The 13943-nt window shown below is 65.7% G+C and carries 15 protein-coding genes; 6 read left to right on the top strand and 9 right to left on the bottom strand.

Going from position 1 to position 13943, the window contains the following annotated elements; genetic code table 11:
- Positions 1-328: 328 nt before the first annotated feature.
- Positions 329-1003, bottom strand: a complete 675-nt coding sequence (locus BRAS3809_RS09700; RefSeq protein WP_008961908.1) for a response regulator — start codon at positions 1001-1003, stop codon at positions 329-331.
- Positions 1004-1400: 397 nt separating this feature from the next.
- Here BRAS3809_RS09700 and BRAS3809_RS09695 point away from each other — a divergent pair, with 397 nt between their 5' ends.
- Positions 1401-3026 carry an MFS transporter gene (locus BRAS3809_RS09695; protein WP_240535638.1) on the top strand — a complete coding sequence of 542 codons (1626 nt, stop codon included), beginning with the start codon at positions 1401-1403 and terminating at the stop codon, positions 3024-3026.
- A 116-nt stretch (positions 3027-3142) separates the two neighbouring features.
- On the opposite strand, the gene BRAS3809_RS09690 is transcribed toward BRAS3809_RS09695, so the two are convergent.
- The 3 genes from BRAS3809_RS09690 to BRAS3809_RS09680 all read right to left on the bottom strand — a co-directional run bounded on the left by BRAS3809_RS09690 (position 3143) and on the right by BRAS3809_RS09680 (position 4942).
- Positions 3143-3610 (bottom strand): secondary thiamine-phosphate synthase enzyme YjbQ, encoded by a 468-nt coding sequence (locus BRAS3809_RS09690; RefSeq protein ID WP_008961906.1) that lies wholly within the window; start codon positions 3608-3610, stop codon positions 3143-3145.
- A gap of 24 nt (positions 3611-3634) precedes the next feature.
- Positions 3635-4216: a hypothetical protein gene (locus BRAS3809_RS09685; protein ID WP_008961905.1), complete on the bottom strand. Its 582-nt coding sequence runs from the start codon at positions 4214-4216 to the stop codon at positions 3635-3637.
- A 102-nt stretch (positions 4217-4318) separates the two neighbouring features.
- Positions 4319-4942, bottom strand: a complete 624-nt coding sequence (locus tag BRAS3809_RS09680) for a 2-hydroxychromene-2-carboxylate isomerase (RefSeq protein ID WP_008961904.1) — start codon at positions 4940-4942, stop codon at positions 4319-4321.
- Between the two features lie 296 nt (positions 4943-5238).
- Between BRAS3809_RS09680 and BRAS3809_RS09675 the strand changes: the two genes are divergently transcribed.
- The 5 genes from BRAS3809_RS09675 (at position 5239) to BRAS3809_RS09655 (ending at position 7808) form a co-directional block, all read left to right on the top strand.
- Positions 5239-5616, top strand: coding sequence for an AtpZ/AtpI family protein (locus tag BRAS3809_RS09675; RefSeq protein ID WP_035655889.1), 378 nt, complete (start codon positions 5239-5241; stop codon positions 5614-5616).
- An 88-nt stretch (positions 5617-5704) separates the two neighbouring features.
- Positions 5705-6448, top strand: a complete 744-nt coding sequence (locus BRAS3809_RS09670) for a F0F1 ATP synthase subunit A (RefSeq protein ID WP_008961903.1) — start codon at positions 5705-5707, stop codon at positions 6446-6448.
- Positions 6449-6485: 37 nt separating this feature from the next.
- Positions 6486-6713, top strand: a complete 228-nt coding sequence (locus tag BRAS3809_RS09665) for a F0F1 ATP synthase subunit C (RefSeq protein WP_006615622.1) — start codon at positions 6486-6488, stop codon at positions 6711-6713.
- 28 nt (positions 6714-6741) lie between these two features.
- Entirely contained in the window at positions 6742-7317 is a 576-nt protein-coding gene (locus BRAS3809_RS09660; RefSeq protein ID WP_008961902.1) for a F0F1 ATP synthase subunit B family protein, read from the top strand.
- Positions 7317-7808 carry a F0F1 ATP synthase subunit B family protein gene (locus BRAS3809_RS09655; RefSeq protein ID WP_008961901.1) on the top strand — a complete coding sequence of 164 codons (492 nt, stop codon included), beginning with the start codon at positions 7317-7319 and terminating at the stop codon, positions 7806-7808. The genes BRAS3809_RS09660 and BRAS3809_RS09655 overlap by 1 nt, the downstream gene beginning before the upstream one ends.
- A 110-nt stretch (positions 7809-7918) precedes the next feature.
- On the opposite strand, the gene BRAS3809_RS09650 is transcribed toward BRAS3809_RS09655, so the two are convergent.
- The 5 genes from BRAS3809_RS09650 to BRAS3809_RS37040 form a co-directional block, all read right to left on the bottom strand.
- On the bottom strand, positions 7919-8530 hold the full coding sequence (locus BRAS3809_RS09650; RefSeq protein ID WP_008961900.1) for a hypothetical protein: 612 nt from the start codon (positions 8528-8530) through the stop codon (positions 7919-7921).
- Between the two features lie 185 nt (positions 8531-8715).
- Positions 8716-9303 carry a GNAT family N-acetyltransferase gene (locus tag BRAS3809_RS09645; protein WP_008961899.1) on the bottom strand — a complete coding sequence of 196 codons (588 nt, stop codon included), beginning with the start codon at positions 9301-9303 and terminating at the stop codon, positions 8716-8718.
- 95 nt (positions 9304-9398) lie between these two features.
- Positions 9399-10688 carry a M16 family metallopeptidase gene (locus BRAS3809_RS09640; RefSeq protein ID WP_008961898.1) on the bottom strand — a complete coding sequence of 430 codons (1290 nt, stop codon included), beginning with the start codon at positions 10686-10688 and terminating at the stop codon, positions 9399-9401.
- Complete coding sequence (gene thrC / locus BRAS3809_RS09635; protein ID WP_008961897.1) at positions 10688-12103, bottom strand: threonine synthase; 1416 nt, start codon at positions 12101-12103, stop codon at positions 10688-10690. Before thrC ends, BRAS3809_RS09640 begins: the two co-directional genes overlap by 1 nt.
- Positions 12104-13680: 1577 nt before the next feature.
- A partial coding sequence (locus tag BRAS3809_RS37040; protein WP_035655887.1) for a hypothetical protein occupies positions 13681-13943 on the bottom strand: 263 nt, incomplete at its 5' end.

The following is a 13943-nucleotide window of genomic DNA, read 5'->3' as shown; positions in this document are numbered from 1 at the left end:
TCTGATGTCGAGAGGGCGATCGATGAGCAAAGCTCGGACGCTGGATGCGCCGCGAGGCTGAGACGGTGTGTCGCGATGGACCGTCGATCAGATGAGTTGAGCTTCCCGGCCTCGGCTTGGACCTTGCGGCCTCATGCCGTGATCGCGTTGCCTCAACCCACGGGGATTGGATCCCCTCACCCTGAGGAGCCCGCCGCAGGCGGGCGTCTCGAAGGGCGAGGCCCGCAACCTGGGCCTCATGGTTCGAGACGGCGCTGCGCGCCTCCTCACCATGAGGGTCAACAATATCGCGGTGGAAGCAGGCCTGAACCTGCAGGCGGCCAGCCCGTCACTTCCCCGTCGGCGTATCCTGCCGCCACGCACTTCCCGCGATCTTTGCCGCGGCGATCACCGCCTGGGTCCGGCTCTCGACGCCGAGCTTTTGCAGGATGGCCGAGACATGCGCCTTGATGGTCGCTTCGGAAACACCGAGCTCGTAGGCGATCTGCTTGTTGAGCAGGCCCTGCGACAGCATCATCAAGACGCGCACCTGCTGCGGGGTCAGCGTGACCAGGCGGTCGCGCAGCTTGGTCATCTCCGGGTCGGCGCCGGCGGCGAGGTCGGTGTCGGGCGGCACCCAGACATCGCCGTCCATCACCTTCTTGATGGCGTCGCGCAGGGTGTCGACGCCGAAGCGTTTCGGGATGAAGCCGGAGGCGCCGAAATCGAGCGAGCGGCGGATCGTGGCGCCGTCGTCGCTCGCCGAGACGATGACCACGGGGATCGCCGGATATTGCGCCCGCAGGTAGATCAGGCCGGAGAAGCCCGAAATGCCGGGCATGGTGAGATCGAGCAGGACGAGGTCGACCTCGGAATCCTTTTCCAACAGCGCGGTCAGGTCCTCGAACGAGCCGGCCTCGTCGACCACGGCCTCCGCGAGCACGCTCGCCACCGCCTGCCGCAGTGCATTGCGGAACAGCGGGTGATCATCGGCGATGACGAGATGGGTGCTGGCAGCCGCCATGAATCCTGATTTGACCTTGCAATGTGACGACGCGCGCGGTGCGTGCATCGTCCGACTTTCGGAAATACTCGCTCGGCGAATGGTCGCATGCAAGCATGCAATTCCATTGGCGGGAAAGGCGGTTAATCCACGACTTGTGCGACGCAACAACGATAGCGCGACAGCCGGTCAGCGAACTTGATCCGCCGCAATGTCCCCACCTTTCCCGCGCGCGCTGGCGGGCAGGGCCGAAAGTCTTATTGGGGCGGGTTTCACTGCGATGTTATCGAAGACGCAAGGTCTCCGCGATCTCTCGCCGTCCAGGTCCGGCATGCGGAGGCGAAACCATCATAGCAACAATCTTGGGGAGCGAATGCCGATGTCGACAATGGTAGCCACACAAGCGAGATCGGGAGGCATGACGAAGGACGAACGCTTCGTCATTCTGGCCTCCTCTCTCGGCACCGTGTTCGAGTGGTACGACTTCTATCTCTACGGGTCGCTGGCCTCGATCATCGGCGCCCAGTTCTTCTCGGCCTATCCGCCGGCCACCCGCGACATCTTCGCGCTGCTCGCCTTCGCCGCCGGCTTCCTGGTGCGCCCGTTCGGCGCCATCGTGTTCGGCCGCATCGGCGACATCGTCGGCCGCAAATACACCTTCCTGGTCACGATCCTGATCATGGGCCTGTCGACCTTCATCGTCGGCCTGCTGCCGAACGCCGACACGATCGGCTTCGCCGCGCCGGTGATCCTGATCTCGCTGCGCCTGCTGCAGGGCCTCGCGCTCGGCGGCGAGTATGGCGGTGCCGCGACCTACGTCGCCGAGCACGCGCCGAACGGCAAGCGCGGCTACTACACCTCGTTCATCCAGACCACCGCGACGCTCGGCCTGTTCCTGTCGCTGCTGGTGATCCTGTTCACCCGCACCATCATCGGCGAGGCCGACTTCGCCAAATGGGGCTGGCGCGTTCCGTTCCTGGTCTCGGTGCTGCTGCTCGGCGTCTCGCTCTGGATCCGCCTGCGCCTCAACGAGTCGCCGGTGTTCCAGAAGATGAAGGAAGAGGGCAAGAGCTCCAAGGCGCCGCTGACGGAAGCGTTCGGCAACTGGAGCAACGCCAAGATCGTGCTGCTGGCGCTGATCGGCGGCACCATGGGCCAGGGCGTTGTCTGGTACACCGGCCAGTTCTACGCGCTGTTCTTCCTGCAATCGATCCTGAAGGTCGATGGCTACACCGCCAACCTGCTGATCGCCTGGTCGCTGCTGCTCGGCACCGGCTTCTTCGTGATCTTCGGCGTGCTGTCCGACAAGATCGGCCGCAAGCCGATCATCATGGGCGGCTGCCTGATCGCGGCGCTCACCTTCTTCCCGATCTTCAAGATGATCACGACCAACGCCAACCCGGCGCTGGAGAAGGCACTCGAGGCGACGAAGGTGGAAGTGGTGGCGGATCCCGCCGGCTGCGGCGACCTGTTCAACCCGGTCGGCACCCGGCAGTTCACCGCTCCCTGCGACACCGCGCGCGACTTCCTGGCCAAGTCCTCGGTCCGCTACTCGACCGTGCCTGGCCCGGCCGGCGCCGGCGTGAAGGTCACCTTCAACGGCAAGGAAGTGCCCTACGCCGATGCCAAGAGCGGCAATCCGGCGCTTGGCGCGGCCATCACCGAGGCCGGCTATCCGAAGGCGGGCGACGCCTCGATCGTGAAGATGGCGCATCCGTTCGACATCTTCCGTCCGCAGGTCGCCGCCATCATCGGCCTGCTGTTCATCCTGGTGATCTTCGTGACCATGGTCTACGGCCCGATCGCAGCGATGCTGGTCGAGTTGTTCCCGACCAAGATCCGCTACACCTCGATGTCGCTGCCCTATCACATCGGCAACGGCTGGTTCGGCGGCCTCTTGCCGGCCACCGCGTTCGCGATCGTGGCCTCGACCGGCGATATCTATGCCGGCTTGTGGTACCCGGTGTTCTTCGCCGTGATCACGGCCGTGGTCGGCTTCGTGTTCCTGCCGGAGACGAAGGACGTCAACATCCAGGACCACTGAGATCTCTGATCACGAGGCGAGCGGCTCTGCCGCTCGCCTCTGTCTCCACCGAACGGCCGCGGATCACTCCGCGGCCGTTCGGCATTTCAGGCCGATGCTTTTGTCTTTTTCCGACGTCAGACCGCCCCGATGAACTGCAGCACCACCTCACGCCGATGCGGACGCGCGCGATGCTCGATCAGATAGATCGCCTGCCAGGTGCCGAGCAGCATCCGTCCGTCTCGCACCGGCACCTGCAGCGAGACCGCGCTCAGCATGGTCTTGATGTGGGCCGGCATGTCGTCGGGCCCCTCGGTGTCGTGCACCCAGCCGGCGTCCTCCGGCGCCAGGCGCGACAGCGCGGTGGTGAGATCACGCAGCACGGTGGGATCGGCGTTCTCCTGGATCGTCAGCGACGCCGAGGTGTGACGGATAAAGGCGGTCACGACACCTTCGCGGGCCGAGATTTCGGAGAGAAAGGCCTCGACCTCGCGGGTGAGATCGATGAAGCCGCGGCCAGGCGTCGGCACCGTCAAGGCCGACGTCACGACCGTGTTGACGGCGACGGCCGACGGCGCCGTGCGCGATATCGATCTGACGGACATCTGCTCCGCCTCCTCGCCGCCCCGTCAGATCCTGCCGGAGACGTCCTTCTGCACCCGGTTCGCCATGTCGAGCAGCCGGCGCCAGGCCTGCTCCAGGAAACCCATCATGCGATCCATGTCCTGGTCGCTGGGCAACGGAATTTCCAGCTTGCGCGTTCCATCGGCCGATTTCGACTCGCCCGGCTTTTCACCGGCTTTGGACTCGGACTTCTTCAGCTGATCGGATTTGGGCAGCGCCTGGTCCTTCGGCAACGGCTCATCGATCTTGCCGGAGATGCTCTGGTCGCGCGAGGCGAGTTGCGCCTTGAGCTTCTCGTTCTCCACCTGGAGCCGGCCGATCTCGGCATCGAGCGCGGCGCGCTCGTCGGGCACGGCGTAACAGGCCCAGCCGGAACCGGCGCTGTTGTTGCAGGTCGAGACCGCACCGGTGCGTGTGTCGAGCCGGATCACGCCGTCCGCTGTCGTCGACATCGTGTAGCGCCCCTTGTCGCCGTCGGGCGCGGCGTCCTCGGCGGCCAAGGCTTCGCCTCCCAGACAGCCCAATGCGAGCAGCGCGACGAGGGGATGCCGGCAGGGCTTGGTGACACTCGTCTTCGTCACACTCATGGCGGGCTCTCCAGGGCGCATTCGCAACCGCCGTCATGCACGCCGACATTGTGTCGCGGCCATGACGTGGCCTCAGGTGCGATCACCTGTCACGGGCCGCCCTCATGGCTCGGACGTATAGGCGGAGCGGCCCGATTTCAACGCGTCGGCCAGCAGCTCGAGCCGGTCCTGCCCCCAGAACACCTCGCCATCCAGCACATAGGCGGGCGAGCCGAACACGTCCGCCGCGATCGCGTCCAGCCGGTTCTGCTCGTAGGCCGCGCCCACCGGATCGCTCGCCGCCAGCGCCACGAGATCGCGCCCGGGCAATCCCGCCGCATCGACGAGACCGGCGACGACATCGGCGTCACCGAGGTTGAGCTGCTGCTCCCAGATCGCCGCGAACGCCCGCTGCAGATACGGCTCGGGATCCAGCCCCGCCTGCAGCGCCGCGATGACGACACCGTCCGAGAGGCGCGGGTGGAACGGCCAGTTCTTCGGCTGGAGGTGGAAATCGAGCCCCCGCCGATCGCGCCAGCGCTTCAGCTCGACGATCCGGTAGCGTTGCCGGGCCGGATGGCGCTTGGCGAGCGGCAGGCCGCCGGTCTCGGCAAACAGGTCCAGCAGCATCACCGGCTTGAGGGTCACCGCGACGCCATGGCTCGCGGCGATGTCACGGAACAGACGGTGACCGATATAGGCCCATGGCGACTGCAGGGAGAAGTAATAGTCGATCTGGCGCGGCATAAGGGTTCCCGGTCTGGTGAGGGTTCACCGGCATCGGATCAGACAGCTCCGCGAGACGCAACATCGCACCTGCGCACAACGCTGTTGATGCGCCGCGGTGACAGCCGCGGCGGATCTGACGAAAAAGCCGAGAAAACGAGCAAATTCAGTCATCTAACAGTTCAACACGCAATCTTGACTTGGGGGGATGCGGTCAGTATGGTCCGCGCGGCTTTAAAGGGCGATGGGGCGCTATTTCCTGCATTTCGCGGCGACACGTCGGGTCTCCAGGCATCTCCAGATTTGGCGGATGGCACATGGCGGATGACACGAACAACAGCAGCGGACACGGAGATCGCGACAAGTCGCCCGATGAGGTTGCGCTTTCCGCAAGGCTCGGAAGTCTCGACCAGCGGTTGTCCGAAATTCGGGGCGGCCGAAAGATCGAGGCTGATCAACCTGGAAACGGCAGCGGTGACACTGCAGCCCGGGCTTCGGCCATGGCGCGTGGCCTGCGGCTGTCCTCCGAGTTGATCGCCGGGGTCCTCGTCGGTGCGGTGCTTGGCTGGGGCTTCGACCGCTTGCTGTCGACATCCCCCTTCGGATTTATCGTGTTTTTCCTGCTCGGCTTCGCCGCCGGCGTGTTGAACGTGGTCAGATCTGCAGGCATAGCTCCCGACCGGTCCCGCCGATGAGACGTCAGCGGAACACCTCGGCGCGGAAGACCAACGATTGAATTGCAAAGCGCCGGCGTGGCCGGTGAACAACTGAGACGCCACGCGGATGATCGATCCGATCGAACAATTCCATCTCAACAAGATCTTCACGATCGGCCACATCGGCAATCAGGAGATCGCCTTCACCACCTCCAGCGCCTACATGCTGCTCGCAGTCGTGCTGATCGCGGCCATGATGCTCGGCGCCGGGCGCGCGCTCGTTCCGGGCCGCTTCCAGTCGGTGGTCGAGTTGGCCTACGAATTCGTCGCCAACACCATCAGAACCAGCGCCGGCTCGCACGGCATGACGTTCTTCCCGCTGGTGTTCTCGCTGTTCATGTTCATCTTCGTCTCGAACATCGTCGGCATCATCCCCTACACCTTCACCGTCTCCAGCCACATCATCGTCACCTTCTCGCTGGCGCTTTTGGTGTTCCTGACGGTCATCATCTACGGCTTCTACAAGAACGGCCTGAAGTTCTTTAAGCTGTTCGTGCCCTCGGGCATCCCTGCGGTGATCCTGCCGCTGGTGGTCGTGATCGAAATCATCTCCTTCTTCTCCCGCCCGATCTCGCACAGCGTCCGTCTGTTCGCCAACATGCTGGCCGGCCACGTCACCTTGAAGGTGTTCGCGAGCTTCGTGACCATGCTCGGCGCGCTCGGCTTCGTCGGCAAGGTCGGCGCGCTGCTGCCGCTCGGTCTCACGGTCGCGCTGACCGGCCTCGAGCTGATGGTCGCGTTCCTCCAGGCCTACGTCTTCACCATCCTCACCTGCATCTATCTCAACGATGCTATCCATCCGGGTCACTGATCCGGCCTCTCTACCAAACCTCTCAAAGGAGTTCGTCATGGATCCGGTTGCAGCGAAGTACATTGGCGCGGGCATTGCCTGCATCGGCATGGGCGGCGCGGGTGCCGGCATCGGCATCATCTTCGGCAACTACCTGTCGGCCGCTCTGCGCAATCCGTCGGCCGCCCAGGGCCAGTTCGGCAACCTGATTTTCGGCTTCGCGGTGACCGAAGCGCTCGGCATCTTCTCGCTGCTGATCGCCCTGCTCCTGCTGTACGCCGTCTAAGACGGCCTGAGCCGGACAGGAGAAGCCCGTGGCTGAAAGTCATGGCGAGGCCAAGGGCGGCGAGGCCAAGGGCAGCGCAAACGCCCATACGGAGGCCGAAGGCGGGCATGGGTTTCCTCCCTTCCAGAAGGAAACCTTTCCCTCCCAGATCGTCTCTCTGGTGATCGCCTTCGTGGCGCTGTACGTGATCGTCTCGCGTGTGGCGCTGCCGAAGGTCGGGGCCGTCATCGACGCCCGCCAGAAGTCGATCGACGGCGATCTGGCCGACGCGCAGCGGCTCAAGGACGAATCCGAAGCCGCGATGAAGGCGTATGAGACCGAGCTGGCGACGGCTCGTGCCCGCGCCCAGGCGATCGGCGCCGAGACCCGCGACAAGCTCGCGGCGTCCTCGGAGGCCGAGCGCAAGGCGCTGGAAGACAGCCTCGCAGCCAAGCTCGCGGCGGCCGAGACGTCCATCGCCTCCACGCGCGCGACCGCGATGAGCAATGTCCGCGGCATCGCCGCGGATGCGGCCTCTGCGATCGTGCAGCAGCTCACCGGCAAGGCCCCCGCGGCCAAGACGGTCGAAGCTGCGGTCGATGCATCGTTGAAGGGAACGGCCTGATGCATTTGCTCGCAGATCCGGAAACCTGGGTTGCAATCGCGTTCGTGATCCTGATGGGCCTGTTCGCCTATCTCGGTGTCCACCGCATGGTCCTGAAGGCGCTCGACCACCGTGCCGATCGCATCAGGGACGAGCTGGCGGAGGCCAAGCGGCTCAAGGACGAGGCGGCCAAGGTGCTCGCCGACTACAAGACCCGCCGCGCCAGCGCCGAGCGTGAGGCCGAGGAGATTGTCACCAGCGCCAAGGCGGAAGCCGAGCGCATCGCGGCGGAGGCCAAGGCCAAGATGGAAGACTTCGTCTCCCGTCGCACCAAGGCCGCCGAGAGCAAGATCGCCCTCGCCGAGGCCCAGGCCCTTGCCGACGTCAGGGCTGCCGCGGCCGAAGCCGCCGTCCAGGCCGCCGCGACCGTGCTGTCGCAGTCGGTCAAGGACGGTCTCGGCGACGACCTCGTCGCCAAGGGCATCGCGGAAGTCAGCCGCAAGCTGAACTGAGCCTGCGCTCATCGATCCGACATCTTCGAAAGGCCGGCGCCAAACGCCGGCCTTTCGCTTTTCGAACGCACGCCTGGTCCCCCGCACCGCGCGCGCGATCAGCCGCAACCTCACTTCCGCTTCTTGCCCCCCCGCTCCGGCGTCAAGGCCTGCGGATCGAAGCCGATGTAGAAGACATAATTGTCGGCGTTGGTGCCGGGCGGCGGGACGGGATAGACCATGTCCTCGGCCACGATCGTGAATGGCACGCTGCCGTCGGCCGTCATCTGGACCGTCGTGCGGTACGCCTTCGTCGCGATCACCTTCTCGCCGATCCCGCCCTGCACCACCGCGATGCGCATCGGGATGTCGACGGTGGCCGGCGCGCCGGCCGGGCCGGCGACGACGCGGCCCTGGATGCCGATCTTGCCGATGATCTCGTTGCCGTTGAGATTGCACTCGCGGGCGGTCTTGGTGATCGAGGCCTGGAAGCGGACATCGTTGCCGACCGCCTGCTTGCCGGGCATCGCGACCGCGTAGGTCGAGGCGCCGGCCCGGATATTGACCGGCGGGCAGGTCAGCCCCTCGGTGGGATCGGCGGGCGGACCGCCGCTGGCCGGCAGGTTCTCCTGCTTGTCGTCCGAGCCGCCGCCGAACAGGCTCTTGAAACGGTCGGTCAGCGATTGCGCGACGGCGGGCGGCGCCATGCTCGTGGCGCTCAGGGCCGCCAGCACGACGGCCAAAGTCCCAACTCGAATCACACGCGTCTGTCGCATTCTCGAAGTCCCCGGCATCTCGCTCGCCCGGCCTGCCCCGGGGTCGCTCCGCGTGACCGCGGCGAGCTCCCGGAACGCCTGGCCAGAGGCGCTGTCCTCAGGCGTCTATACCCATTTCAGAGGCCGGAACCAGCCCTGCCCGATCACAAATCCTAGCCCCGGAAATCCTCATGCAGCAGCCCGTAGAGGTAATGGTCCTGCCAGACGCCGTTGATGCAGAGATAGCGGCGCGCCAGGCCCTCGCGGGTGAAGCCGCATTTCTCCAGCACCCGGATCGACGGCGTATTGGTCGGGATGCAGGCCGCCTCGACGCGGTGCAGGTTGAGCTCTCCGAACAAGGTCGGCAGCAGCAGCTTGAGCGCGGTCGTCATGTAGCCGCGATGCGCATGCGGCTGGCCCATCCAGTAGCCGATCGTGCCGGCCTGGACGATGCCGCGGCGGACATTGGCGAGGGTGATGCCGCCGAGCATGGCGCCGTCTGATTCGCGGAACACGATGAATGGATAAGAGCGGTCGGCCGAGATGTCCTCGGCATAGCGCCGCAGCCGTCGGCGGAAGCCGGAGCGGGTCAGGTCGTCGGACGGCCAGATCGGCTCCCACGGCGTCAGATAATCGCGGCTGAGCTCGCGCAATTGCGCCCATTGCGCGTAATCGGCCATCTGCGGCGCGCGGAGGAACAGGCCGTATCCGCGCGGGGCGAGCGCAGCCGGTCCACTGCTGGGCAAGCGAAACAGGGCCATCGGTGACGCTCTCCCTGCTCTTCAGCCCCTCGATCTGCGAGCCGAAGGTCTGACGACCGCCGACCACGAAGTCTCAGGACATTTCGGCCTCGTGCTCAATGCAGCTGAGCCTTTGATTTGGGCCCGGCAAGACCTTCGGCGAAACTCACCGCCGTGTCCAGACCTCTCCCGGTCCCCAGCGCGACCACCGCGGGCTTGCTGCGTGCGAGGAGTGCACGCGCCGCGTCCCGGGTGCTCTCGACGCTGACGGCCTCGATCTTGGCAACCATTTCCTGCAGCGTCTGTGGCCGTCCATAGGCGAGGATATGGCGCGCCAGCTGCTCGGCGCGGGCGCTGCAGCTCTCAAGCGCCATCAGCAGCCCCGCCTTCATCTGCGCCTTGGCGCGCGCAACCTCGGCCTCGCTCAGCGTCTCCACGGCATTGCCGATGATGTCGACCACGACCTCCATCATCTCGGGCGCGTCGGCGGGATCAGTGCCGGTGTAGAGCCCGAAGAAGCCGGTGTCGCTGTAGGGCGCGTGGAACGTGTAGACGGAGTAGCAGAGCCCGCGGTTCTCGCGGACCTCCTGGAACAGCCGGGACGACATGCCGCCGCCGAGGATGTTGGTGAAGACCTGCAGCGAGAACAGCGACGGGTCGGCCTGCGGCACGCCTTCGAGCGCCAGTGTGAGATGCGCCTGCTCGAGATCACGATGCACGACGCGCGAGCCGCCCTTGCCGAACGCAGCCGGCTGCGGCTTCGGTCCCTCGCCGCCGTTGAAGCTGGCGAATCGCCTGCTCACGTCCTCGACCACGCGCTGATGATCGACGGCGCCGGCGGCGGCGACCACCATGTCCGGCCCGCGATAATGCGTCGACAGATAGCCGTGCAGCTTGTCGCGGTCGAATGCCTCGAGCGTCTTGGCGGTGCCGAGCAGCGAGCGACCCATCGGCTGGTCCGGAAAGCACAGCTCGTTGAGATGCTCGAACACGACGTCGTCGGGCGTGTCCTGCGCGGCGCCGATCTCCTGCACGATGACGTTCTTCTCGCGCTCCAGCTCCTCCGGCACGAAGGACGGGTTGGCGAGGATGTCCGAGAGCACGTCGAGCGCCAGCGGCACGTCGGCCTTCAGCACGCGGGCGTAATAGGCCGTGGTCTCGGTCGAGGTGCCGGCATTGAGGTCGCCGCCGACGGCCTCGATCGCCTCGACGATCTCGCGCGCGCTGCGCGTCGTCGTGCCCTTGAACGCCATGTGCTCGAGCAGGTGCGAGATGCCGTGCTCGTCCGGCTTCTCGTCGCGGCCGCCGACCCCGGCCCAGACGCCGAGCGCCGCCGTCTCCAGGTGCGGCATCGTGTCGGTAACGACCGTCAGACCCGTCGGCAGCTTGGTGACTTCCACGCCCATCATGCCATTCCCTGCTTGGCGGCCCGGCTGACCGAGCGGATGAATTTTTCCACCTCGGCCTGGTCGTTCCGCATGATCCTCGCGTCCTCGCGCTTGCTCATCAGCCCCTCCAGCCAGACCGGCAGATGCGGACGCTGTCCGCAGGCGGCCTCGACCGCGTCGGGGAATTTGGCCGGATGCGCCGTCGCCAGCACGATGTTCGGCACCGACGTATCGGTGCCGTCGCGATCGGCCACCGCCAGCGCCACCGCCGTATGCGGATCGACGAGATCGCCGGCCTCGCGGAACGCGGCGCGGATCGCCGCCGCCGTCTCGGTCTCGTCGGCGCGGCCGGCCTCGAAACCGGCCCTGATCTCAGAGAGCATCGCATCGGGCAGCACGAAGCGGCCCGACTGCTTCAGGCTCTCCATCAGCCGGCGCACCGTGCCGGCATCGCGGCCGCCGGCTTCGAACAGCAGCCGCTCGAAATTCGACGACACCTGGATGTCCATCGACGGCGAGGCCGTGGCATGCACCTCGCGCACCTCGTAGATGCCGGTCGCCAGCGTGCGCGCCAAGATGTCGTTGACGTTGGTGGCGACGCGCAGGGTGCGCACCGGCAGACCCATGCGCTTGGCGACGTAGCCGGCGAAGATGTCGCCGAAATTCCCGGTCGGCACGGTGAAGTCGACCGCGCGATGCGGTGCACCGACGGCGACGGCCGCAGTGAAGTAATAGACGACCTGGGCGACGACGCGGGCCCAGTTGATCGAGTTGACGCCGGACAGCGACACCGAATCGCGGAAGGCGTGATGGTTGAACAGACCCTTCACGATCGCCTGGCAGTCGTCGAAATGGCCCTCGATCGCCAGCGCATGCACGTTGGCCGCGCCCGACGTCGTCATCATCCGCCGCTGCACCTCGGAGATGCGGCCATGCGGAAACAGCACGATGAGGTCGGCATTGTCGCGGCCGGCAAAGGCATCGACCGCAGCGCCGCCCGTGTCGCCTGATGTCGCGACCACGATGGTGGTCCGCTCGCCGCGCTTGGCCAGCACATGGTCCATCAGCCGCGAGATCAGCTGCATCGCCACGTCCTTGAACGCCAGGGTCGGGCCGTGGAACAGCTCAAGGACGAACTGATGCGGGGCGATCTGGTCGAGCGGCACCACCGCCGGGTGGCGGAAGGTGGCGTAGGCCTCGTTGGCCATGCGGCCGAGTTCGGCGTCCGAAATCTCGCCGGCGACGAACGGCTTGATGACCTCGACCGCGACCTCCCAATAGGGCCGGCCGAAGAAGGACGCGATGGTCGCAGCCGTCAGCTGCGGCCAGGTCTCGGGCACGTACAGGCCGCCGTCGCGGGCGAGCCCGGTCAGCATCACATCGCAGAAGGTGAGCGCGGGGGCTTCCCCGCGGGTCGAAACATAGCGCGTCAAACCGCTCTCCTGACCTGCGTCACCAGGCCATAACCCGTTGATTGAACTCGAAATCGGAACCGCCCGGCGGCAACATGGTCCGGCACCATAATGGTTTTGGGCAGGCTGCGAAACCGGTTGTTGGGCCGGGAATGGTCATCGGGACGGGTTACGGCGGGGTTACGGGACGGCATCAGCCGAGCTTGGACAACGCCAGGCCGCCCGCATCGACGCCTGATCTCGCCTCCCCCACCGCTGTCATCGCCCGGTTCAACCGGGCGATCCAGTACGCCGCGCCGCCTATGATCGACCGCTCCGCCGCGGCGTACTGGATCCCCGCTTTCGCGGGGATGACGGCGGAGGTGGTGGCGGACAGCCAGGCCTCATTCCAGATTGCTGGTTCGCAAGCACCGCTTGTTCCTCCGTCATTGCGAGCGAAGCGAAGCAGTCCAGGCTGGTGGGCGGGACTCTGGATTGCTTCGTCGCTGCGCTCCTCGCAATGACGCGGAGGGAGCCGACGACATCGCTGAGAGCCCGCCCGCAGGACCGCCTGATTCCCGTTCCGCACAGCTTCACCTTCTCGCGGCGCGATCGGCGCCCGAGCTTTGCGGAAATTCTTCCCTCCCTGACATGGAGGGCGCAGGGAAGACCGGTTGCCGGCTGGCACCCGCGGCCCCCGTGCGAACAAGAATGCACGGGGCAGGAACCACAGGTTCAGCCAGAGCGACCCGGCCTTCCCTGCGCGATGGGTTACGTCTTATACGCGCTCTCCTCGGTGCACCGGGCTTGTTGGCCACCGTTGCGCATGATGCTTCCGCATCAGCGCGTGACACCAGCGTCGGGGTATCAGGACCACGCGACTTCGCCGTCCGTGCCGGCCGCACTCGTCAGTTGCTGCCTGCCCGTCCATCGCATCCCCACCTCACGTCCGTGACGACGCGTACGCCCCTCGCTGCCGAGGCGGGATGAGCGTAGACAATCATGATTTCGGAAAATATGAAAGATGAATTTTCAGGCGGACGGCAGCAAATCGGCTGATCGTGTTGTATCTGTTGGCGAAGATAGCGTTTCGGTGCAGCCGAACTTATCAGTTCGCCGCTCTCCAAAACAACGGTTCAGATAGCCTGTCGGGCGACTCAGCCCCAAAAATAAGGGCTGCAGCCGTCGTCGCGTTCGCTGCCCGCCGCAACCTCGGTGTCGTCCCGGGCAAGTCCGACAACGCGCAAGCGTTGGCGAACGCCGACCCGGGACCCATAATCACCATCGGCGGTGGGTGGTGCGCTGTTGCTCCAGCCTGCCGCCTCACAACGGGTCGGGGTTATGGGTCCCGGGTCGGCACGCGCCGGCGCCGTCGCGCCGAAGCGCTTGCCCGGGACGACGCCGGAATTTTTTTGGGGGGCGCCGGTCAAACCCCGCTTGAGCTCAGCGACATGCAGGGCTACGCGCTCAGCCGACAAGACGCAGTCGGCAGCCGCTATTGCTGCACCATCCACAGATTGCGTCGTCGCAACGACGCCTTGCAATGACGGGGATAGAGGTCACCTTCATATGCGCGCGTTACGCTCTCGGTCTACAGTGAGACGCAGGCACGAGCGCGCTTAGCGCGTCAACTCTCTATAACACTCGCGGACTTCGTCCGGTTGATCCTCGGCGCTCGGACACGGCTCGATGCGAAAGCATGCGATCCTTTCACGCGACTTGTGAATGACGAGCCTTACGCGCTCGGTCGTGTCAGTCGATTTCCCGGCAAGCGCTATGACAAGGCCCGAATCGTCGCCCGACAGAGCCAATCCATCTGCTTCAAAGGAAACACCGGCTACGCATTCCGCCTGAATATCTGTCCAGCCTCCGCCATGCTCGA

It is taken from the genome of Bradyrhizobium sp. STM 3809 (assembly GCF_000239795.1).
GTDB lineage: Bacteria > Pseudomonadota > Alphaproteobacteria > Rhizobiales > Xanthobacteraceae > Bradyrhizobium.
Note: the sequence above shows the minus strand (reverse complement) of the source record. Positions and strands in the feature narration are given on the sequence as shown.